The 22,659-nt window shown below is 46.2% G+C and carries 20 protein-coding genes and 3 riboswitches; of the genes, 7 read left to right on the forward strand and 13 right to left on the reverse strand.

Translation table 11 applies throughout. The features are described 5' to 3' along the window. Positions 1–11: 11 nt before the first annotated feature. Genes cydC through OWN49_RS08960 form a run of 4 tightly spaced genes read right to left on the reverse strand, consistent with a single transcriptional unit; the run spans position 12 to position 5,848 of the window. Positions 12–1,742 carry a thiol reductant ABC exporter subunit CydC gene (gene cydC / locus OWN49_RS08945; protein WP_176283604.1) on the reverse strand — a complete coding sequence of 577 codons (1,731 nt, stop codon included), beginning with the start codon at positions 1,740–1,742 and terminating at the stop codon, positions 12–14. Next, positions 1,739–3,442: a thiol reductant ABC exporter subunit CydD gene (cydD, locus tag OWN49_RS08950; RefSeq protein WP_003150833.1), complete on the reverse strand. Its 1,704-nt coding sequence runs from the start codon at positions 3,440–3,442 to the stop codon at positions 1,739–1,741. The genes cydC and cydD overlap by 4 nt, the downstream gene beginning before the upstream one ends. Continuing rightward, positions 3,442–4,458, reverse strand: coding sequence for a cytochrome d ubiquinol oxidase subunit II (gene cydB / locus OWN49_RS08955; RefSeq protein ID WP_003150830.1), 1,017 nt, complete (start codon positions 4,456–4,458; stop codon positions 3,442–3,444). The genes cydD and cydB overlap by 1 nt, the downstream gene beginning before the upstream one ends. Continuing rightward, positions 4,442–5,848: a cytochrome ubiquinol oxidase subunit I gene (locus tag OWN49_RS08960; RefSeq protein ID WP_014306093.1), complete on the reverse strand. Its 1,407-nt coding sequence runs from the start codon at positions 5,846–5,848 to the stop codon at positions 4,442–4,444. Before OWN49_RS08960 ends, cydB begins: the two co-directional genes overlap by 17 nt. 502 nt (positions 5,849–6,350) lie before the next feature. Here OWN49_RS08960 and OWN49_RS08965 point away from each other — a divergent pair. Continuing rightward, positions 6,351–7,694, forward strand: coding sequence for a 2-hydroxycarboxylate transporter family protein (locus tag OWN49_RS08965; RefSeq protein WP_014306094.1), 1,344 nt, complete (start codon positions 6,351–6,353; stop codon positions 7,692–7,694). A gap of 35 nt (positions 7,695–7,729) precedes the next feature. Here OWN49_RS08965 and OWN49_RS08970 read toward each other — a convergent pair whose 3' ends face one another. From OWN49_RS08970 to OWN49_RS08985, 4 genes are all read right to left on the reverse strand, one after another. Next, on the reverse strand, positions 7,730–8,572 hold the full coding sequence (locus OWN49_RS08970) for a polysaccharide deacetylase family protein (protein ID WP_176283605.1): 843 nt from the start codon (positions 8,570–8,572) through the stop codon (positions 7,730–7,732). Between the two features lie 99 nt (positions 8,573–8,671). Next, a complete protein-coding gene (locus tag OWN49_RS08975) occupies positions 8,672–9,772 on the reverse strand; it encodes an ABC transporter ATP-binding protein (RefSeq protein WP_039253317.1) in 1,101 nt (366 codons plus the stop codon). 117 nt (positions 9,773–9,889) lie between these two features. Beyond that, positions 9,890–10,783 (reverse strand): PucR family transcriptional regulator, encoded by an 894-nt coding sequence (locus OWN49_RS08980; RefSeq protein WP_176283606.1) that lies wholly within the window; start codon positions 10,781–10,783, stop codon positions 9,890–9,892. A gap of 166 nt (positions 10,784–10,949) precedes the next feature. Continuing rightward, the gene (locus tag OWN49_RS08985; protein WP_101562553.1) at positions 10,950–11,786 is read right to left on the reverse strand and encodes a YitT family protein; all 837 of its coding nucleotides are present in this window, start codon (positions 11,784–11,786) and stop codon (positions 10,950–10,952) included. A gap of 66 nt (positions 11,787–11,852) precedes the next feature. Next, positions 11,853–11,953, reverse strand: a riboswitch (guanidine-I (ykkC/yxkD leader). A gap of 346 nt (positions 11,954–12,299) precedes the next feature. Here OWN49_RS08985 and OWN49_RS08990 point away from each other — a divergent pair. Further along, positions 12,300–12,839, forward strand: a complete 540-nt coding sequence (locus OWN49_RS08990) for a DUF4352 domain-containing protein (protein WP_146277428.1) — start codon at positions 12,300–12,302, stop codon at positions 12,837–12,839. A gap of 46 nt (positions 12,840–12,885) precedes the next feature. Here OWN49_RS08990 and galE read toward each other — a convergent pair whose 3' ends face one another. Next, a complete protein-coding gene (galE, locus tag OWN49_RS08995; protein WP_017418596.1) occupies positions 12,886–13,902 on the reverse strand; it encodes a UDP-glucose 4-epimerase GalE in 1,017 nt (338 codons plus the stop codon). Positions 13,903–14,112: 210 nt separating this feature from the next. Between galE and pepT the strand changes: the two genes are divergently transcribed. The 4 genes from pepT (at position 14,113) to OWN49_RS09015 (ending at position 18,054) form a co-directional block, all read left to right on the forward strand. Beyond that, entirely contained in the window at positions 14,113–15,345 is a 1,233-nt protein-coding gene (gene pepT, locus OWN49_RS09000) for a peptidase T (RefSeq protein ID WP_077723038.1), read from the forward strand. Positions 15,346–15,921: 576 nt separating this feature from the next. Next, on the forward strand, positions 15,922–16,089 hold the full coding sequence (locus OWN49_RS09005) for a hypothetical protein (RefSeq protein ID WP_003150808.1): 168 nt from the start codon (positions 15,922–15,924) through the stop codon (positions 16,087–16,089). Positions 16,090–16,191: 102 nt separating this feature from the next. Next, entirely contained in the window at positions 16,192–16,668 is a 477-nt protein-coding gene (locus OWN49_RS09010) for an LURP-one-related/scramblase family protein (protein WP_039253306.1), read from the forward strand. Positions 16,669–16,752: 84 nt separating this feature from the next. Next, positions 16,753–16,839, forward strand: a riboswitch (SAM riboswitch). A gap of 78 nt (positions 16,840–16,917) precedes the next feature. Next, entirely contained in the window at positions 16,918–18,054 is a 1,137-nt protein-coding gene (locus OWN49_RS09015; protein ID WP_077723039.1) for a 5-methyltetrahydropteroyltriglutamate--homocysteine S-methyltransferase, read from the forward strand. 33 nt (positions 18,055–18,087) lie between these two features. Here the strand turns inward: OWN49_RS09015 and OWN49_RS09020 are convergent, their stop codons facing one another. Continuing rightward, positions 18,088–18,969, reverse strand: coding sequence for a methyltransferase domain-containing protein (locus tag OWN49_RS09020; protein ID WP_077723040.1), 882 nt, complete (start codon positions 18,967–18,969; stop codon positions 18,088–18,090). Positions 18,970–19,332: 363 nt separating this feature from the next. Then, a riboswitch (purine riboswitch) is annotated at positions 19,333–19,433 on the forward strand. Positions 19,434–19,572: 139 nt separating this feature from the next. Between OWN49_RS09020 and OWN49_RS09025 the strand changes: the two genes are divergently transcribed. After that, positions 19,573–20,766, forward strand: coding sequence for a NupC/NupG family nucleoside CNT transporter (locus OWN49_RS09025; protein WP_003150774.1), 1,194 nt, complete (start codon positions 19,573–19,575; stop codon positions 20,764–20,766). Between the two features lie 47 nt (positions 20,767–20,813). Here the strand turns inward: OWN49_RS09025 and OWN49_RS09030 are convergent, their stop codons facing one another. From OWN49_RS09030 to OWN49_RS09040, 3 genes are all read right to left on the reverse strand, one after another. Further along, positions 20,814–21,488 carry a DUF3298 and DUF4163 domain-containing protein gene (locus tag OWN49_RS09030; RefSeq protein WP_077723041.1) on the reverse strand — a complete coding sequence of 225 codons (675 nt, stop codon included), beginning with the start codon at positions 21,486–21,488 and terminating at the stop codon, positions 20,814–20,816. A gap of 140 nt (positions 21,489–21,628) precedes the next feature. Continuing rightward, positions 21,629–21,877, reverse strand: coding sequence for a hypothetical protein (locus OWN49_RS09035; RefSeq protein ID WP_046341506.1), 249 nt, complete (start codon positions 21,875–21,877; stop codon positions 21,629–21,631). Positions 21,878–21,951: 74 nt separating this feature from the next. Beyond that, positions 21,952–22,635, reverse strand: a complete 684-nt coding sequence (locus OWN49_RS09040; RefSeq protein ID WP_043867549.1) for a hypothetical protein — start codon at positions 22,633–22,635, stop codon at positions 21,952–21,954. Positions 22,636–22,659 lie beyond the last annotated feature (24 nt).

Here is a 22,659-nt window from a genome sequence, read left to right on the forward strand (position 1 = left end):
TTTGCGGCTGTTTATGTTCTGATCGGAACATCAAGACGGTAAAGCTTCCGGTACCTTTCGTTTTCTGCAAGCAGCTCTTGATGGGTTCCTTCCATTTCTGCTTTTCCATTTTCTAAAAAGACGATTTTATCAGCTGTTTCCACACCCGCTAAATGGTGTGTAATCCAGAGGATCGTTTTCTCTTTAAAAACATCAAAAATCGTATCAAGCAATTCACGTTCAGTGACCGCATCAAGGCCGACCGTCGGTTCATCAAGGATAATGACCGGCGTGTCTTGGAGCAGAATACGGGCAAGCGCGATCCGCTGCCGTTCCCCGCCTGAAAAACGAATCCCCGTCTCCTGCACGGACGTTTCATATCCGTCAGGCAGTGATTCAATATAATCATGGAGCTTCACTTGCCGAGCCGCACGCTTAACATCTTCATCACTCGCCTTGCCGTTTCCGAGCCGGATATTGTTCATAATGCTCGTGTTAAAGAGATGAGGTTTCTGATTCAAAACGGCCACCGCTGAGGAAATCTGCTCCTGCACGGCCGCAGTTTCCAGCCCGTTCAGCATCACCTTGCCCGAATCGGGAACTAAGGCGCCTTCAATTAAAGCGAGAGAGGTCGACTTACCGGAGCCGCTCCTGCCGAGCAGCGCCATTTTTTCCCCCTGGCGGAGAGTGAAGGAAAAACGGTCAAGCACATGACTGTGCTGATCATAAGAAAACGTCACGTTATCAAATGTAAGTGTCACATCAGATACATCCAGTTTCTCATCGGTCTGCTTCACCTCATGACTTCGCAGCTCCGGAGCCGCCTTACTCATTCTTTTGATGGAATCCTGATAAGAAGGCACTTCCGTCAGCGCATCCGAAAGGGGCAGAAACGCCTCCGTCAATGGAAATACGACAAGCACAAAGGCCGCGATCATCGTGTTGGCGATGCTGCCGTCCGCATACTGACCCGCCGTCCAGAACAGCATGATCAATATGAAGCCGCCGACGAGGCATTGCGCGGCGAGATCACGCCATCTCGTAAACCGCTGACGTTTGCTTTCAAGGTCAAACCATGCCTTCTCTTTCTCTTCATAAGAGGAAATAAAGGCCGCCTGTCGTCCCGAGAACATCCAGTCGCTCACGCCGAGCACGGCATCTGTCAGCCGGCTGTAGAGCGTATTCCGGCCGCTTTTCAGCCTCATGTTTTTCGCTCTCGTCACAAGAAGCGACACAACCGGAAACAATACAACCAATATAAACAGGTAAATCGCCGCAAAAGCGGCAAACGGCCAGGAAAAAAAACCGAGTCCGATAACGGATGCCGCATACAGCAGCAAAGCGGAAACCGCCGGGAAAATCGTTTTTAAAAACGCATCCTGCAAATGCTCAATATCCTCAGCCAAAATGCCGAGCATGTCGCCCGTCCGAAAACGGGATGAAAGCATGAGCGAGGCCGGCTCCAGCATATTGTAAAGCCGCACCCTCATGTCGGACACGATTTTCAAAATGATATGGTGTCCCGTCAGACGCTCGGCGTACCGTGAGACTGAACGGGCAATCCCGAACGTCCGCACGGCCACAATCGGAACGTACACCAGCAGGATATTCTCAGGCCTTGTCGCCGACTTAGAGATCAAAAAACCGGAAGTGAACATGAGAAAGGCCGCCGAAAAAATCGTCACCGCGCCTAAAAAAATCACAAGAACAAACAAACGGGCATTTTGCTTCATATACGGCAGAATCCATTCTTCTTTTCTCATGTTCTTTCCCCCAGTTGCGCCTTTACAAGTTTGGCGTATACGCCTTGTTTCGCCATCAATTCGTCGTGGGTGCCGATTTCCGCCACCGCGCCGTCATCAAGCACGATAATTTCATCCATCTCAAGCATCCAATGAAGACGGTGAGTGGCCAGAAAGACAAGTTTGTTTTCAAACAGGTCTTTCATCGTTTCTTTTATTTCATATTCTGTTTCAATATCAAGGTGAGCGGTCGGCTCATCCAAAAGGAGAATCGGCCGGTTTCCTAAAAAGGCTCTGGCCAGCGCGACACGCTGAGCCTGCCCTCCGCTGAGCGCCCGTCCGCCCTCGCCGATCCGGCCGTCAAGACCGCCGGGCAGATCGCGGATCAGTCCGGAAAGACCCGCTGAATCAGCGGCGCGCGCCGTTTCCTCACGGGAAGCATCAGGATGATAAAACCGGATATTATTCATAAGCGTGTCATCAAAAATGTACGGATGCTGCGGAATATAGAGCAGCTGCTTCTGCCAGCCGTCCGACTGCAGATGCGAGCGGGATTCACCGTTTACCTTGATCTCACCGGACGCAGGCTCTAAAAAGCCTCCCAGCACATCAATGAGTGTCGATTTTCCCGCACCGCTTTCCCCGATAATCCCGATTTTCTTCTTCCCTTTAAAGGACAGATGAAATTCAGACATCGATTCTCGGACGGACAAACGCGTAAGCTGTAATTCATCCCCGTCAGTCCACGTATCAAGTTCGAGCGGCTTTTCTTCTTTAAAACCGGGCTGCGCCAAAATCGCTTGAATGGTTTTCCCCGCCTCCTGCCCGTTTAACGTCGCGTGGTAATCATTTCCCACTTCGCGGACCGGGAGAAAATATTCAGGCGCGAGAATCAGCGCGGTCAATGCCGGACCGAGCAGAATTTGTCCGTCTATCAGCCGCAAGCCGAGAAACACCGCCACTGTCGCCACCGACAGCATCGTAAAGAAATCCAGGGCGAATGATGATAAAAACGCGACCCGGAGCGTGCTCATCGTCGCCTTGCGGTATCTCTCACTGACATGAAAGATGTTTTTACTGTGTGATTTGCTTAATCCTAAAAACCGCAATGTCTCCAGTCCGCGGAGCGAATCCACGAAATGATTGGAAAGCGTCTGATAGGACTTCCATTGGCGATCGGCTTTTTTCTGTGCGACAAGTCCGAGCAGAATCATAAATACAATCAAAATCGGAAGCGCAAGAATCAGAATCAAAGCCGATGTTTTATCCTGAAAAAACACGTAAATAACAACGGCCGCCGGCACAATCGCCATGCTGACCATTTTCGGCAGAAACAGCTCTAAATAACGGCGGAACTGGCTGATGCCTTCCATCGCCAGCGTCACCATCCGGCCTGTCCCCTCTTTTTTCGCAAAGCGGGGGCCGAGACGGAACAATTGCTCAAGAAATCTTTTTCTTAAGTCTGCGCCGGTTTGCGCGGCATATTGGTATACGATTTTCTGCCGGACCGCTGTCACCGCATGCCGGACCAAAAACGCAAGCAGGAAAAAGCCGATAACCGGATAAAGAGAAGCAATCCGCTTCCCGTTAAATAATCCGGTTACCGCCTGGCTCAGCCATTCCGCCTGCAAGATGATGGCGGCCGTTTGTATAATCGTTAATCCCGTAATGATCGCAAGAATCCGCTTCATTCCTTTATAAAGAAACAGGTCTTTTCCCATTAATAAGTCATAGGCTCCTTATGGCTGACGCGTTTCCGGAAGACATAATAGCTCCAGATCTGACTGCCGATGACAAACGGCAGCAGAGTCAGTGCGGCAATTGTCATGACTTTAAGTGAATAATCACCGGATGACGCGTTAGCTACTGTTAAGTCATACGCGCTTTTCAGCGAGCTGACCATGACGCGCGGGAACAGAGAGATAAAAATCATCGCAACTGTCAAAGCAAGACCCGCGCCGGTCATACCGAATGCCCAGCCGTCTTTTTTCTTGCTCATGAACACAACAGCAAGAACGTTGCAGATGACAATCAGCACGAATACCGGAATCGTGATGTTTGCCCGGCGTGTAAACATATCCGTATCGTATGCAGACATTGCAAAGAAAGCAAGTACAACAAGAAAGATAACACCGATTACGCGTTTTGCCATTTTTCTCGCACGCTCTTGTAAATCACCGATCGTGCGCAGTGTGACAAACATTAAACCGTGCAGGAATGAAAGAAGGGTGACGGCTGCTCCGCCAAGGACGGAATACACGTTCACAATATCTGAGAAACCCGCATGCATATTCATATGGCCGTCAATCGGCATGCCGCGGAACAAGCTTGTGAAGATAAGGCCGAATACAAACGGCGGGATAAGGCTGCCGAAGAAAATCACCCAGTCCCATGTTTTGACCCATTTTAAATGATTCACTTTTCCGCGGAATTCAAACGCCACCCCGCGGCCCATTAAAGCAAGAAGGATGATGATAAACGGAATATAATATCCGCTCAGCATCGTCGCATACCAGTTCGGGAATGCCGCGAAGATCGCTCCCGTACCTGTCAGCAGCCATACCTCATTCGCATCCCAGAACGGGCCGATGGTGTTAATCAGCACTCTGCGTTCTAATTCATTATGGCCAAGAAATCGGGTCGAAATGCCGACACCGAAATCAAAACCTTCTAAAAAGAAAAATCCGACAAACAAAACTGAAACGAGTACAAACCAAAGATCATGAAGTGACCCCATGGTAGACCTCCTGACTGAACGGATCCGTTGATACAGGAACATCCTTGTGATCATCATGGTCCGCACCTTTTTTAATTTCACGAACGAATAGGAAGACAAGCAGCGCGCCTAAAATCAAGTACATGACGCCGAAACCGATAATTGAAAACAGCAGAGATCCCGTCGTTACGTTAGGCGAAACGGATTGTGCGGTTGTCATTTGCCCCATAACCGTCCACGGCTGGCGGCCGATTTCAGTCATAATCCAACCGGCAGAGTTCGCAATGAACGGGAATGCGATCAGTGCGATCATGCCCCGTAAATACCACTTGCTCGTATGAAGCTTTTTGCGGCGGTTCAGAATAAAGCCTGCAATCGCGGCAAAAATCATAAGCGCGCCCGCTCCCGCCATAATGCGGAAACTCCAGAACGTCGTTTTGACAGGCGGGATATAGTCGCCTTTTCCGTACGTTTTTTCATATTCTTTTTGAAGTGTTTTCATCCCTTTCACACTGCCGCTGAACTTCTGGTAAGCCAAGTAGCTGAGTGCGTAAGGAATTGAAATTTCTGATGTGTTTTTTTCTTTATTCGTATCAATATTCGCAAAAGCCGTCCACGCGGCAGGATCACCGCTGTCATCCCAAAGCGCTTCACTGGCGGCCATTTTCATCGGCTGCGACTCCATTAAATGCTCAGCCTGCATGTGTCCGCTGAACGCAACACCGATACCGGCGATCAGACCGACAATCATCGAAAGCTTGAAAGATTTATGGAAGAAAGGCACTTCTTTTTTCTTCAATAATTTAAATGCGCTGACACCGGCGATAAAGAAAGCACCCGTCGCAAGCGCTCCGAAAATGACGTGAGGGAATTCAACCCAAAGCTGAGGGTTTGTCAAAAGCGCTCCGAAGTCATTCATTTCCGCGCGGCCGTTTTTAATCGTAAAGCCTACCGGCTCCTGCATGAATGAGTTTGCCGTCAAAATCCAGAAAGATGACATAATCGTTCCGAAGGATACAAGCCAAATGCAAAGCAAATGCACTTTTTTAGATAAACGGTCCCAGCCGAAAATCCATAATCCGATAAAAATAGACTCCATAAAAAATGCCAAAAGCGCTTCAATCGCAAGCGGAGCCCCAAATACGTCCCCGACAAAACGGGAATAATCAGACCAGTTCAATCCGAACTGGAATTCCTGAAGAATCCCTGTGACGACGCCGACAGCAAAGTTAATTAAAAAGAGATGCCCCCAAAATTTAGCCATTTTGAGATAGGTCTCTTGTTTTTTGACAACATAAAGCGTCTCCATCAAAGCAACCATAAACACAAGCCCGATAGACATAGGCACAAACAAGAAGTGAAACAATGTTGTAGATGCAAATTGAATGCGGGCTAATACCAACTCACTCATGATGTTTTTCCTCCAATCTGGTAAATTGCTCAACATTTCACAAACATAGCGGAATCATTGCTCGGTATTTCACAAAAAATGATATATTTGCTCAATGTTTCACAAATTCGTCAAAACTATTGAAATATCAGCCTGTACACCCTGGGGGTCAGCGGCTGTCATAGAAATGATTCAATATCATTACTTTACAACGATTCAGCCCAAAAAAAAAGATCAATATACCTAAAATCAGGCTGAAATTGTGACTGATTATTGTCGGATTTGTAGAGATTTTATGTCAGCACCTAGGATATTTGTCCCTTTGATATCGTACCTCTTTTTTATTCGTGTGGCGAACAAAATGCTTTTCTCGGTGAAAAAGCCCGCAAAATCGCCATTTTGAGAAAGAAAATGTGAAGAAAGCATGGCCTCTAGTAAATTCATAATATATGAACAATTTAAATTTTTTAGTATACTTTAAATGGGGATATTTTTTCACTACATAACGACTGGGGGAACAAGCATGGGAGAACTTCAACCAAAATTGCAAACGGATTCAATCCAAAAACAGGAACGGACTGATAACTGGTTTGCCAGAGCAATGAATATAAGAATCGGCATTATTCCTCTTCCTATCTATATCCTGCTTTTCTTGCTTATTACGGTGTTTGTCATGAGCCGTGATGTAAAAAGCGACATTCTGACATCAATTGCCGTCATGAGTTTTTTCGGATTTACCTTCGGCCAGATCGGAAAATCCATTCCGATCGTGCGGTCCATCGGCGGCCCTGCGATTCTCGCAACCTTTATTCCATCCGCTGTCGTCTACTACCACCTGCTTCCGAAAGACATTATTACTTCAACAACAGAATTCACGGAAAGCTCCAACTTTCTCTATCTATTTATTGCCGGTATCGTCGTCGGCAGTATTCTCGGGATGAAAAGAGAGACGCTCGTCAAAGCTTTCGTTAAGATTTTTATTCCGCTGATCGCCGGCTCGATCGCGGCCGCCATCGTCGGCTTATGCGTCGGGACGCTGCTCGGGCTCGGCTTTCAGCACACGCTGCTTTATATCGTCGTTCCGATTATGGCGGGGGGTGTCGGTGAAGGCGCGATTCCTTTATCCATCGGCTACTCCGATATTATGCCGATGTCCCAGGGAGACGCCTTTGCGCTTGTGCTGCCGTCCATCATGCTAGGCAGCCTGTGCGCCATTATGTTATCGGGTTTGCTGAATGTCATCGGGAAACGCAAACCGGAATGGACGGGCAACGGGAAGGTTGATAAGTCTGATCATTCCGCTCCCGCATTGGAACAGCCGGCCGATGATAAAACGTTTGATTTGTCCTTTTTCGCTTCAGGCGGTATTTTAGCGGTTTCCCTCTATTTGGTCGGCATGCTGGCGCATGATTTCTTTCAGCTTCCGGCTCCTGTCGTGATGCTCGTCCTTGCCGTTCTCATTAAGCTGTTCAGGCTGGCGCCGGCTTCGATTGAAAACGGAGCCTTCGGCGTCTCGCGCTTTTTCTCGACAGCCGTGACCTATCCGCTCTTATTTGCGATCGGCGTTTCAATGACACCGTGGGACAAGCTGATTGCGGCGTTTACGATCAGCAACATCATTACCATTTTATCAATCGTCGTCACGATGATGGCCGTCGGTTTTCTGACCGGAAAATGGCTGAATCTGTACCCGATTGAGACGGCGGTTATTAATGCCTGCCATTCCGGCCAGGGCGGCACCGGCGACGTCGCGATCTTGAGCGCCGCTGAACGGCTTGAGCTTATGCCGTTCGCCCAAGTGTCGACCAGAATCGGCGGAGCGATTACCGTGAGCGTCACCCTTCTGCTGCTTCATCAATTCTATTAAACTGAAAAAAAGCCTCCGCATATGCGGAGGCTTTGTTATTTCATCACATTTTGAATATAAGAGCCGAATGCCGCGCCGGACATGCCCGGCGACACACGGACGCGGTGAAGCCCGTAAAGCCCCTGATCTCTAGACGCCGCTCCCGGCTCCGTCGTGACCGCCATACGGTAGCCTGACGAGGCGGCGGCTTTTAATGTTTCTTTATTATATCGTCCGACAGGGTAGCTGATCATAGTCGTCCGCTGCCCGAACACTTGATCAAATAAACGCTTAGAGTCCTTCATTTCACGTCGCTGCTGCTGCGGTGTGAGCCCGTTCAATTCGAGATGGTTCATCGTATGGCTCTGAATGGAAATGCCGTGGGCGGCCATCTCCTTCATCTGCTTCTCAGTCAGATGATTCTTATGGCCGATAAAGTTTCCGATCATAAAGATTGTCGCTTTCATCTTGTATTTCTTTAAAATGGGATAGGCCGCTTTCACATTGTCGGTATAGCCGTCATCAAATGTGATCAGAACACATTTTTCACGCGGCTCCTTATCCTCCGTCAGCATCAGATAGGCTTCTTCAGGAGTCATCGTATAATAGCCGTGATCATGAAGCCACTTCATATGCTGCCGGAATTCTTCCTTCGGCACACGCAGGCTGTTTCCCTCTGAAATGCTGTGATACATCAGAATCGGCAGTCTCGCCGTCCCTTTCGTTTGAACCCAGGCGGACGTATCCGGCTCTTTTTTGATTTGCCGCTTTACGGACTTTTTTTCGCTGTGCGCTTCTGCCTTCGGAATGCTTTGTTCGGCGCTTGCCTCATGGCCCGAGCAGGCGGCAAGCGTAAACACGGCAGCCAAAAGGCACATGCACATGATCATGCGTTTCATCGTTTTCCTGCTTTCTGTCTTCTATTTACTTTTTATATCGGTTATGCGTCATAAATTGTTACATCAAAAAAGCCGGACATCCAGCTGTCCGGCTTTGCGTTATGAGCGGATTCTGATTTCTGTTTCACTGTCAAAAAAGTGAGCCTTATTCATGTCGAAAGCGACAGTCAATTCCTCACCGGCACGAATGTCATGGCGGGCGTCAATCCGGGCGATAAAATCCTGATCCCCGATCCGGGAATAAACCATAATTTCTGACCCGAGCAATTCCGCGACATTGATTTTAGCTGTGATGGATGAATTCTTATAGGATTCTACCACAATCAGCTCGTCATGTATGTCTTCCGGGCGGATGCCGAAGACCACATCTTTGCCGGCATACCCTTTTTCCCGGAGCATTTTCATTTTCCCTTCCGGCACGCTGAGAGCGGCTGAACCGATCTGAATGGCGCCGTCCGTCAGCTTTCCTTTGAAAAAGTTCATCGCCGGGGAGCCGATGAACCCGCCGACAAATACGTTTTCGGGATGTTCATACACTTCTTTCGGGGTGCCGATCTGCTGAATTTTTCCGTCCTTCATGACTACGATGCGTGTCGCCATCGTCAGTGCTTCTGTTTGGTCGTGCGTCACATAGATTGTGGTTGTTTGCAGCCTTTGATGGAGCTTAATAATTTCAGCCCGCATCTGCACCCGAAGCTTTGCGTCCAGATTTGACAGCGGCTCATCCATTAAGAACACTTTGGCGTCCCTGACAATCGCCCGTCCTAATGCAACCCGCTGCCGCTGCCCGCCGGAGAGCGCCTTCGGTTTGCGGTGCAGATACTCTGTGAGCCCCAGCATTTTCGCCGCTTCTTCGACCCGTTTTTTAATCTCCGGTTTCGGCATCTTCCTCAGCTTCAGACCGAAAGCGATATTATCATAGACCGTCATGTGCGGATATAACGCATAGTTTTGAAACACCATGGCGATATCCCTGTCTTTAGGAGCGATGTCATTCACTCTCGTGTCACCGATATAGAAATCGCCCTTCGTAATGTCTTCCAGCCCGGCTACCATCCGCAAAGTTGTCGACTTGCCGCACCCCGACGGACCGACAAACACGATAAACTCTTTATCTTTAATATGAAGGTTAAAATCATCGACAGCCGCTTCTTTTTGATCGTAATACTTATAAATATGCTCGAGCCGAAGTTCCGCCATGTATATCCCCCTTTATTTGTAAACGCTTTCTTAAATAGGATTGTAACAGCGTCAGACGGCGGCGGATATAGGCAATGTTCATAAAAAAAGTCCGCTGCCTTCGTGCACATTTCCCATTTAATGTGATTTTTCATATTGCAGACAAATGAAATAAGCCAGCAGGGCGCCCCGATATGTCTTAATATCAATACCTGAGCGTTCCGCAAATTTATCAATCCGATATTGAAGACTGTTGCGGTGCAAATGCAGTTTTTTCGATGTGAGCGACATGTTCGAGTTATGTTCAATAAAAGTCTGAATCGTATGCTTCAGCTCCGGTTCTTTCTGAAACAGCAGCGCCGCTTCTTCGTGAAGCAAGGCTGAGAGCTTTTCTCTGCTTTCCTCCGTGAGCATGGCCGGAAATACCGTTTCCGCGGTCAGCGTGCTCAGCTGCGGGAGATGACGCCGGCCGATCTGACAATATTGCTGTTCTCTCTGATAATGAAGGCGCAGACGTTCCCCCTTGCAGTAATACCTTCCGACGAAAAAACGGACACTGAAATAAAAATCGCCTTCGAGAATCTTCACAAAAGATGCGATGTCATCCGAATCTGGCGCTTCCCGCTTTTCTTCCTCCACAATCACGCCATGATCCCTCCCCGTCCGGACAACTGTATATGAAACCGGCCAGAAATGGCGCAGCGCTTCTGTGAATGCCCCCCAGTCCCGTTCTCCCAATAAGTCATAATGGATAAAACGGACACGCGGCTCCTTGACATCAGGCACCGGACCTTCTTCCAGCAGAAAACGCCGCCACCTCTTTGCTGCCGCCGTCTCCGGAAAAAAAACGCCTTTTTCTTCAGCGGGCGTCAAAAATGATTCCAGAAGCAGTTTCTCCTTCGGGGTGATATCCTCCTTCGGAATGGCGACATAGACCCGCCTTTTCTCATCATAAAAGCAAAAGACATCGTCCGCCGTACAGCACGTATCAGACAACACAGCCCTCGGGTAAATTGCCAATAACGGGTTCATATGCGCTCCTTTCTATCGCTCTATCATATTTTCAGTATAAAACGTCCGGCCGATTGTATCCACTTCGTTTTAAGAAACAGCTTTCAGGCTATTTCCCGGGAAACGAATCATAACCGCTTCTGCCGGCATAAGAAAAAACCCTCCGCGCCGGCAGAGGGATCCTTTTTTATTTAGAGATATCGACGAAGCCTTCACCAAAGACGTCACGCACATCATGAACAATGACAAACGCTTTTGTATCACAGCTTTTAATGATTTTTTTGAGCATGGAAAGCTCTTGTTTCTGGATGACGATATATAAAATTTCCTTCGACTGCCCCGTGTAATTTCCTTTACCCGACAGCAGCGTAACCCCTCTGTCCATCAGCGTGTTGACCTGTTCGGCGATTTCGTGCTTATGCTCAGATATAATCGTCACCGCTTTTTTCGTATTCAGGCCTTCAATGATAAAGTCCATCACCTTCGTTCCGATGTACAGCATAACAATGGTAAACATCATTTTTTCCGCACCGATGATGAAATAAGAACTGAAGACGACAATCAGATCAAAGAACAAAAGCGCATAGCTGATATTCCAATCGAGATATTTGTTCGCAATCCTCGCCAAAATGGCAGAACCCGCAGTCGTGCCTCCGACTCGAATAATGATCCCGATTCCGACACCGGCAAACACACCCGCAAAAATAGTATTAATAATGAGTTCATGTGAAGGCGAGTGCCAATCATGCGTCAGATGCAGAAACAGTGAGTTGGCGACAACGGTAATGATCGTATAAAGCGTTGTTTTTCCGTCTAAAAATTTATATCCGATCATCAATAAGATCCCATTCAAAATGATATTCGTCACCCCGGGCGACCATTCAAACACATAGTACAAGATCAGGGTGATTCCCGTTACCCCGCCCTCTCCAAGATCATTCGGAATGGCGAATAAATTAACGGCCAAAGCAAAGATAAAAGCTCCAATAATCAGCATCAGCACATCCAGCAATCTCTTTTTCATCCCAGACACTCCCTTTTTTATAAAATCAAAAAAGCCCGGGAGAGCACTCTTCATTAAAAGAGCAGAAACTCCCGGGCTTTTATCCCAACGTGTCACAGCAGGAACCTGCTGTGTGTTTTCTCTCGGTCCAGACCAATTCAGATTGCGGAACCCTAGAAAACCACTGTTTTTTATGTTCAGTTTTTATATTATCTTTCAAGATTATACGGGAAATCACGAACATGTTCAACCACTCTTTTTTCAATAAACCTGTAAAAAATTCGAACGATCTGCCGATACTAAAAAAGGCACTAAAATACATGACTAAAAAATTATTAAAATACTTTTTTTCTCAAAATATTATTGACTATAGGTTATTTTACAGGCATTATAGTATGTAGTTTTTAAGAAATAGTTTACATAGGAGGAAATATTATGGCAGGCAACCTGGTGTCTTGTAAGGCATGCGGCAAAGAAATCGCTAAAGGCGTTAAAAAATGCCCAAACTGCGGTAAAGATCAGAGAAACTTTTTCATGAGACATAAAATCATCACATTGCTTCTGGCAGTGGTGGTTATTATCATTCTCGTAAACATCGGCGGCGGAGGCGATTCTTCATCATCTAAAACTGCGTCTTCAAAAGCTGCGGAATCTAAAGAAAAACTGTATAACATCGGTGACACTGTTAAGACTGAGAAAACTGAAGTTACTGTTACCAAAGTGGAAAAAAGGGATTCAGTAGGCTCTCAATTTGTCGAGAAAAAAGCGTCTGACGGCGGCGTTATCGTAGCTGTTCAATACACGGTTAAAAATGTTTCAAACAAGCCGTTAAGCTCTTTCTCCATTCCAAGAGCGAAATTAGTAGATTCTAAAGGAACATCTTATGATTCAGATATTGATGCTTCTTCAAGCTATGCAACAGAAACAAAAGTAGACAATAGTAAAATTTTAAGTGACTTGAACCCGAACATTAAAGTGACTGACGTAAAAGCTTTTGAAGTTGATAAAGACGCATACTCTAAAGGCACTTGGAAATTAAAGTTCAGCAACGATGTTGAAGTGAAAATTAAATAATCATCATAACAAAAGAGACCTTCATCATTCGAAGGTCTCTTTCTTTTTACGCCTTTTGGTACCCGTTCACATTGGAGGACTGCCACTTCCAAGAGTCGGCGCACATTTCTTCAAGCCCGCGCTTTGCTTCCCAGCCTAATTCAGCCTTCGCTTTTGCCGGGTCTGCGAAGCATGCGGCGATGTCTCCCGGGCGCCGGTCTGCAAAACGGTACGGCACTTCTTTTCCCGATACTTTTTCAAACGCCTTGACCATCTCCAGAACGCTGTAGCCTCTTCCCGTGCCGAGATTATAGGCGTCGGCGCCCGTTGTGTTCAGCACCTTTTCGAGCGCTCTGACATGGCCCTCGGCAAGGTCAACGACATGGATGTAATCCCGCACGCCGGTGCCATCCTTTGTCGGATAATCATTGCCGAACACCTGCAATCGCTCAAGCTTGCCGACAGCGACTTGTGCGACGTACGGCATTAAATTATTCGGGATGCCGTTCGGGTCTTCTCCGATCCGGCCGCTCGGGTGCGCGCCGAACGGATTAAAGTAGCGGAGCAGCGCAATGCTCCATTCAGAGTCCGCATTATGCAGATCGCGTAAAATCTGTTCCAGCATCAGCTTTGTCTGCCCGTAAGGATTGGTGGCGCTTAAAGGAAAATCCTCAGTGATCGGCGTTGTTTCCGGAACGCCGTAAACCGTCGCTGAAGAACTGAAGACGATTTTTTTCACGCCGTGTGCCTGCATGGCTTCACATAAAATAAACGTTCCCGTCAGATTATTATGATAATAACGGAGCGGAACAGCCACAGACTCACCGACGGCTTTTAATCCCGCAAAATGAATGACGGCTTCAATCTCATTTTCAGCAAACACCCGGTGAACGGCGTCACGGTCAAGGAGATCCGCTTCATAAAACACAAGCCCTTTTCCGGTAATGTCTTTCACACGCTCCAATGCTTCCGGTGAACTGTTTGACAGATTATCCAGAACCACGATGTCATAGCCGCCGTTTAACAGCTCGACACATGTGTGGCTGCCGATATAACCCGCTCCGCCTGTCACTAAAATCGCCATGAAGAAAGCCTCCCCTATTGAATGAATTGACCATATTATATCGGTTTTTTCTTCCTCAATCATCCATTTCCAAAAAGTTTAATCGTTTAGTCATCGTTTCTTCATAATTTATTTTCATTCGCGTAAAAAACAGAGCCCTCGATTCAAACGGGTTGTGAAATAGAAATCCCTCCCCCGCGCATGGTAAGATAAGACAAAGGAGATGACGGTATGAAAAATGAAATCATTGAACGCTTTACCTCTTACGTAAAAGTCGATACACAGTCTGACGAAAACAATGAAAACTGCCCTTCAACACCCGGCCAGCTGACATTGGCCAACATGCTGGCAGATGAATTAAAGTCGGTCGGCATGACAGAAATCACAGTCGATGACAACGGGTACGTCATGGCGACTCTGCCGGCGAATACGGATAAAGACGTGCCGACTGTCGGTTTTCTGGCTCACGTGGACACCGCGACCGATTTTACCGGAAAAAATGTGAATCCTCAGATTATTGAAAGCTACGACGGGCATGATATCGTTCTGAATGACAAACTCAATGTCGTCCTGTCGCCTGAGCAATTCCCGGAACTTTCCCGCTATAAGGGCCAGACGCTGATTACAACAGACGGCACGACGCTGCTCGGAGCCGACAACAAAGCGGGCATTGCCGAAATCATGACGGCAATGGCGTACTTGATCAAACATCCGGACATCAAACACGGAACGATCCGGGTCGCGTTCACGCCCGATGAAGAAATCGGCAGAGGCCCTCACAAATTCGATGTCGGCCGCTTCAACGCCGCATTCGCCTACACGATAGACGGAGGCCCCCTCGGCGAACTGCAATATGAAAGCTTTAACGCAGCCGCCGCAAAGCTTACTTGTTACGGAAAAAGCGTCCACCCGGGGACGGCGAAAAACAAAATGGTCAACGCTTCAAAAATCGCGATGGAATTTCATCACGCGCTGCCGAAAGAAGAAGCGCCGGAATATACGGAAGGGTATGAAGGCTTCTATCATTTACTTTCCATGGACGGAGACGTTTCTGAAGCCGCCCTGTCGTACATCATCAGAGACTTTGACAGAGACCGCTTTGCAGAACGAAAAGAATATATGCAGAAAACCGCCGATGCGCTAGCGGCCAAATACGGCAAGGAAAGCATCAAGCTTGAACTGCGTGATCAATATTACAACATGAGAGAAAAAATCGAACCGGTCAAAGAGATAGTCGATGTCGCGTATCAAGCCATGAAAAACCTCGACATCGAACCGATTATCGAACCGATCCGGGGCGGAACCGACGGCTCACAGCTCTCTTACATGGGACTGCCGACACCGAACATTTTCACGGGCGGCCAAAACTTCCACGGAAAATATGAATACATTTCCGTCGATCATATGGAAAAGGCGGTAAACGTCATTGTTGAAATCGCCAGGCTCTTTGAAGAGCGCGCTTAAAACCAAAGCCCCCTGCTTTGGTTTTTTTCTTTCACATGAAACCTTTCCTTCTTTCTTTCCGTATATAAGGTATGAAATGGAAAGAAGGAGTGAAGACTATGGCAAGAGGGACTGTAGCGAAAGAATTGAAAAAAACCTTAAAAGACCCGCGTGTTCTGGAGACGAAATCAAATCCTTTTAAAAAACTGCGGAAAATGTTCAAACGATTTTTTTAAGATAACATCTCGTTTTCGTTAAAAAAATAAAGAAAGCGCTGTCAACTCGCAGTCATCTGTTAGAAGCAGTTATTTTGCATATCATACGGTTTTTTAGGGTACTGAATAACACAAGGCAAACGAAAACACCGAAGTAGTTAATTAGGCACTTACAAAAAATAGTGAAAAAGTTATATAAACGATCATTATTCATCAGCCGATACAATCTATAGAACCACAACAAGAGCAAAATTTCTTCAACCCATAGTCATTTTTACGGAAAATGACGTTATTTTTTAAAAAAGTGACAATTGTTTGAATACTTTTCGTTTGTTTTTTCGTACAATAATAATACCAAAACTTTTTTTGGGAGGTATGTAAAATGATGCTACTTATTTTCGCTGCTTTGACAGGGTATCTTGTTTTCTCTTTCAGTAAGGACAACCGCCGGAAAACGCCAAAGACAAGCCCGCTGGTGACAGCTGCCGACACGAATAACATCATTGATTTAAATGCGATCCGTCAAAAACGTCGGATGCCGCTATCATAAAAACGACAGCTGCCGCAAAATCGGCAGCCTTTTTTTATGCACCCGGCCGATATGAAACCTTCCGCCTCCTTTTTTCGTACAACATAAAAAAGGAGTTTTTTTATGTACCATTTTTACATCAAAGAGCGAATGTTTACGATTAAGAATCGTTTTCAAGTGTTTCTTGAAAGCGGAAAAGAAGTCTACAATGTTGAAGGAAAGCTGTTTTCATTCGGTGATGAACTGAAGCTGACTGATTTGGACGGCCGCACGCTCGCCAGCGTCAATCAGAAACTGATGTCGCTCGTTCCCCGTTACGAGATTTCCGTCAGCGGCAAACCCGTCTGCCAAGTCATCAAGAAAGTCACGTTTTTCAAACCGAAATTTGAAATTTCCGGACTCGGCTGGGATCTTACCGGCGATGTGTGGGGCCGGAATTTTCAAGTGACAGACGGAAAATCAAACCGGATGACCGTCACCAAATCATGGATGAGCTGGGGCGATTCCTATCATTTGCAGATTGAAAAGGAAGAGGATATTGCTCTTTGTCTTGCGATCGCCATCGTGATAGATATGATTCTATTTGAGGGTGACAAATAAAAATATTTATCGAAATATATTGACAATATAAGATAATATACTAAGATTAAGAGTATTACAGTTTATTCTGAAAAATAGCATATTTCCTTATCAAGAGAGGTGGAGGGACTGGCCCTATGATACCCGGCAACCGCTGTTCAGCAGAATGGTGCTAAATCCTGAAGATAAGGTTGAGATTTGCGGACGCAAGCTCTTCCCTATCCGAGGGAAGAGTTTTTTTATATTTCATCAGGAAAGAAGGAATCGTTCATGTCACAGCAAAACACAGAACAACCATTGCATACTCTTCTAAGAAAAAACCCGCCGTTTCGCGCGGATCAGGTCGGAAGCCTGCTGCGGCCGGCGGCTGTGAAGCAAGCCCGCCTGCAAAGAGCGGCAGGTGAGATTTCAGCAGAACAGCTGCGCGAAATCGAAAACAGAGAAATCATCCGCAGCGTGGAAAAGCAGAAAGAAACCGGCCTCAATGTCGTGACTGACGGCGAATTCCGCCGTGCCTGGTGGCATTTTGATTTTCTCGAAAATTTAGACGGGGTTGAGGCATTTACGCCTGAAAGCGGCATTCAGTTTCACAACGTACAGACGAAAGCGCGCGGCATTAAAGTAACGGGAGATATTGATTTTTCTCAGCATCCGATGCTCGAAGATTATAAATTCCTGCACAGCATTGCCGGCGATGCTGTTCCGAAAATGACCATCCCAAGTCCGAATATGCTGTTTTTCCGCGGAAAATTGGAAAAAGCGGCCTACCAGAATGATTACAAACAATTTCAGCACGATGTGTCAAAAGCGTATAAAAAAGCGATTCAAGCTTTCTATGACGCCGGGTGCCGCTACCTTCAGCTTGATGACACCGCATGGGCCGTTTTCTTATCGGAAGCGGGGCTTCGCCAGATTGAAGCATTCGGAACGACGCCGGATGAGCTGCGCAGGCTGTTTGCCGCTTCCATTAATGACGCGATCAAGGAGCGCCCTGACGATCTGAAGGTTACGATGCATATCTGCCGCGGCAACTTCCAATCCACATGGACGGCTGAAGGCGGATATGATGCGGCGGCGGAAACGATTTTTGACGGGCTTAACCTTGACGGATTGTTCTTGGAATATGATGATTCCCGCTCCGGCGGCTTTGAACCGCTCCGCTATGTCAAACGCTCTGATCTTCAGCTTGTGCTTGGATTGATTACATCAAAACATGGCGAACTTGAAGACAAGGACGCGATTAAACGCCGGATTGAAGAAGCTTCACAATATGTCAGCCTGGATCAGCTTTGCCTCAGCCCGCAATGCGGATTCGCCTCCACTGAGGAAGGAAACCTGATCACAGAAGAACAGCAATGGGCGAAACTGCGTCATGTCGTCAACATTGCCGGTGAAGTCTGGAAATAAAAAAAAGACACGCGATCAGCGTGTCTTTTCTGTTTACAGAGGACCGGTTCCGATTAAAATATCGATATCTATCGTAATATCCGCCGCTTTTCGGCTGATAAACCGCCGGATGCTTTCATCAGTACATTTCCATGTTAAGGGCGTCATTTTCACAAGCCGCTCGAGGTCAGGCTGCGATAAGGTCTTCGTGTAACACAGCCGTTTGCGCTCAAAGGTTTGAAAGCCCGCTTGGAATCTTCCGGCCGCAGAATCGGCGGTGTCATTCCGCCGAGGACTGTCTCCGAAGAAGAATTCCCTTACTTCCTTCAAATAATCACGCCGCGGCACCGCTTTAATGACTGTGCCGCCCTTTCGTAAAAGCCTGCTGCATTCCTTGTAATTCCAAGGTGATAAAACAGACATCACGACATCAAAACAGCTGTCGGCAAACGGCGCATCCGCCACATCAGCGACGGCAAAAACAAAATGATCCCCGAAGGCCTTTGCGGCATGCAGCACACCTTCTTTCGAGAGATCAATGCCGATTCCCGTCACGGAAAAAGCGGGCTGAAGCCATTTGCATACGGCGGCTAAATGAGAGCCTTCTCCGCATCCCGCATCCAATATCGCCGCCGTTGTTTGCGGAGATTGAATGCGGCTGATGATGGCGGCGATCTCCTTTTGAACCGGCCCAAAAAATTCCCGGCTGTCAAAAAGAGCGCGTCTCGCTTCGAACAGCTGCCTGTCATAGCGGGTTTTGACCGATTTATTGAGAAAATTCACATATCCTTGCTTTGATATATCAAATGTATGCCCGTGTCCGCACATCAAGCTTTTGTATTGTGAGACCTCCATGGCCGAACTGCATAGCGGACACCTGAATACGGACTGGCATGATTGCAGTAATTCCGCGCGTTTTCTTTTTATAGACGTCAATAAAAACACCTCATTCATTCGTTATTCCGATGAAATGAAAAAGGCATAGACAAATAAACCTCGCAAAATTGGAAGTTTAACCTATTTATCTATACCTCTCATTATCTGTAACGAATGAACTGAATGATCATGAAAATGACCCCTTCTCTGCCGTCTTTTGAAGGCGGTGCCCTCAGATCCATTTTATCAGCTGCATCCCGTCTTTACAATGAACCGGAACTGTTTTTCGGGGGCTTTTTATACCTTTTTAATCCAATTACTTGTGAACATCCTTTATTTTCTTTATTTATAATATAAATTTATTATTTTGAAAATATCTAAAAAGGTTGATTTTCAAAAATTGAAACGATAAAATACTGCTATCTCATGTAATATCGTTATTCTTGTATATGATCAGTAATATGGTCTGATTGTTTCTACCTAGTGCCGTAAAAGACTAGACTACAAGAAAGTTTGCATAAATTTGAACGAGTGAAAAGCATATGATGCTGTCAGTCTATTCTTTTCTTTTGGCTCTTATTTATCACACTTTCTGGCTTTCAGGAATTTGTGACGAATAAGAGCTTTTTTTATTTCCATAATACCCTTATAGGAGTTGCTCACATGTACTTTTTATTGAACATTGTCGGTCTCATTGTTGTCATGGCTGTTGTTTTCTTATGCTCTCCCAACAAGAAGAAGATTAAATGGCGTCCGATTGTCATGCTCCTCGTCTTTGAGTTTCTGATTACTTGGTTTATGTTAGGGACAAAAGTCGGCGGCTTTGTCATCGGGAAGATCGGCGCGTTCTTTACATGGCTGATTTCCTGCGCCAGTCAAGGGATTGCGTTCGCCTTTCCGTCTGTCATGGCGAACCCGACGGTTGATTTTTTCTTCAGCGCATTGCTGCCGATTATCTTCGTCGTGACCTTCTTTGATATGCTGTCGTATTTCGGTATTCTGCCGTGGCTCATTGATAAAATCGGCTGGCTGATTTCTAAAATATCCCGTCTGCCGAAGCTGGAGAGCTTTTTCTCCATCCAGATGATGTTTTTAGGAAATACGGAAGCTTTAGCCGTCATCCGCCAGCAGCTTGCCGCCGTCAGCAACAATCGGCTTCTGACATTCGGGCTGATGAGCATGAGCAGCATCAGCGGTTCGATCATCGGATCGTACTTGACGATGGTTCCGTCCACTTATGTGTTTACAGCCATCCCGCTGAATTGCTTAAACGCGCTTTTAATCGCCAATATGCTGAATCCCGTGGACGTTTCTAAAGAGGATGATATTATTTACGTTCCTTCAAAAGCGGAGAAAAAAGACTTCTTCTCCACGATTTCTAACAGTATGCTTGTCGGCATGAACATGGTCATTGTTATTTTAGCGATGGTAATCGGATATGTGGCGTTAACGGCTGCGTTAAACGGCGTACTCGGACTGTTCATGCACGGTTTGACCATTCAAAAGATTTTCTCATACATCTTCAGTCCGTTTGCCTTCCTTCTCGGATTAGGCGTACATGACGCGATGTATGTCGCACAGCTGATGGGCATCAAGCTCGCGACGAATGAATTTGTGGCAATGGCCGATCTGAAAGGGCAGCTGAAATCACTTCCGCCGCACACGATTGCCGTGGCTACGACATTCCTGACATCATTCGCAAACTTCAGCACCATCGGTATGATCTACGGATCTTATCAATCTCTGCTTGATGGTGAAAAATCAGCCATCATCGGGAAAAACGTCTGGAAGCTGCTTGTCAGCGGAATTGCCGTTTCCTTATTGAGCGCGGCGATTGTCGGATTGTTTGTCTGGTAAAAGAAAAAAAGCGATACCGCTCCGTTTTGGAGTGATATCGCTTTTTTTTATTGATAGACGGATGCAGGCACGAAAACGCCCCGGATTCCTGCCGCGTACGGTCCGAGATCATATTGTCCAAACACAACGGCAATACCGTTTTTCGTAAAGAAGAAAGGTCTTTCGTTATTCAGGATGATCTCTTGTTTTTTGACGTCCTGGTCAAACAGATCGTTATGTTTCTTAATGTAGCCGTAAAGATAGTCTCTCGTTTTGTTGGCTTTCGTTTTTGTATTCAGCACATCATTGAGTGTGACCTGTTTTTTTGCGGCCAGGTCGTAATTAAAGGTCTGAACGGCTGTCAGCCCGTGTGCTCCGCCTGTGTAACTGTAGTTTTCCGTCTGAATGCTGAGCTTGCCGTCTTGATTATACTTCACCTTGAAATCTGCCTGGTATTCCGCTTTATAGCCTTGTTTTTCACCGTCTTTTTTGTTTTTTACATATTCTTTGTACGAGTTTTCAATATAGCGTTTGAAGTCCTGATTGATTTTCTTTTCAAAAGATGCGTTTCCCGTATTTGTGACCTCGGGGTACGTCAGCTGCTTTACATACTTATACGTCTGGCTTTTGACGACGGGCTTTGCGGTTTGCGCGGCCTCTGCTGAAGGCGCGAAACCTCCGAACGGCGAGGCTGTCAGCACTGTTAAGAGCACGGCCGCCATCATTTTGAATGCTTTTTTCATCACAACTCCTCCTTTTCATTACCGTTCCCTTTTTGAAAACGGATTACACTCTATAGACAGCGCAGATCAGCAAATTGTTTCTGGGCCTTCTTTCACATTTTCTCCATGAAAAAAAGAGACATGGATAATCCACGCCTCTTTTACCGTGAAGGTCTTTGCGCAATGGCTTCATAAACGGCTTCCGCCAAATCGGAGTTGCCGAACATCTCCAAAACGCCGATGACGGTTTGATCAGGAATCGGTTCTGATTCCTCCTTCGGCACGACAAGCTCTTCAGCCGTTTTTCGCAGCTCTTCGTTTAAAGGCTGTCCGGGGTAAGCCTTGCTGTAAATGGCCATCGGATCAAGGTCATGATTGACGCACCATTGGGCAAACACCAAAATCATCATGTTTTCGTCACGCCGGTAATATTCTTCGAGTTGTTTTTCGGTAAACGGCTTCACTATGTATCCCTCTGCTTTTATTAATCTTCTACTTGAAGTTCCAAAGTTTCAATCTGCTTTCGAATAATTTGAATGTCTCTCTTAATTAATGTCCCCGGTACTATAATTTTTGCAGATTTTCCATTAGTAAGGGAAAAATCGAACCTTTGCATTTCAATAGTTCCTTGTTCTAACGCTTCTCTTGGAGTGCTGTTTTTTTTATCCATTAATGTTTCCTCTCTATTTGATTTTATTATTTTTTTATTTTTATGTATTATATTTGCGAATAAAGCTGACTCAATGAAAATCCTAGAAGCATATTCACTACTGTTATCTGAAATTTCATGGTATACATTTAAAATCTCAGGTAAATTATCTGGAATTGCTCCTTCACTTGAATACTTATTGAAAAGTTCAGCAAATAGTTCTGGTTGAAGAAATGCTGTTCTCAAAGCACTTTGAAAATCCTTCTCACTCATTGAATCAATTATCCTTTTGGAAAGTTGAGTCAGCTTATAATTACCAGAGGATCTTTCTAATAATCCAAAGTGTTTTAAGGATGCTATTTTGTTGCCTACAGCCCCGCTGTATTTTTTATATCCCAGAGCTTTTGTTATTAAGTCCTTTTCAATATCGCTATCTCCTGAATAACTTCTTATTAACTTAGCAAACTTTAAAGTATTTTCTAAATTAAATCGCGGAAATCCACGGCTTCTCTTTTTCATAAAACTCTCCTAACTTGTATCGCG

The sequence above is a fragment of the Bacillus sp. NEAU-242-2 genome (assembly GCF_027853835.1).
Lineage (GTDB): Bacteria > Bacillota > Bacilli > Bacillales > Bacillaceae > Bacillus > Bacillus velezensis.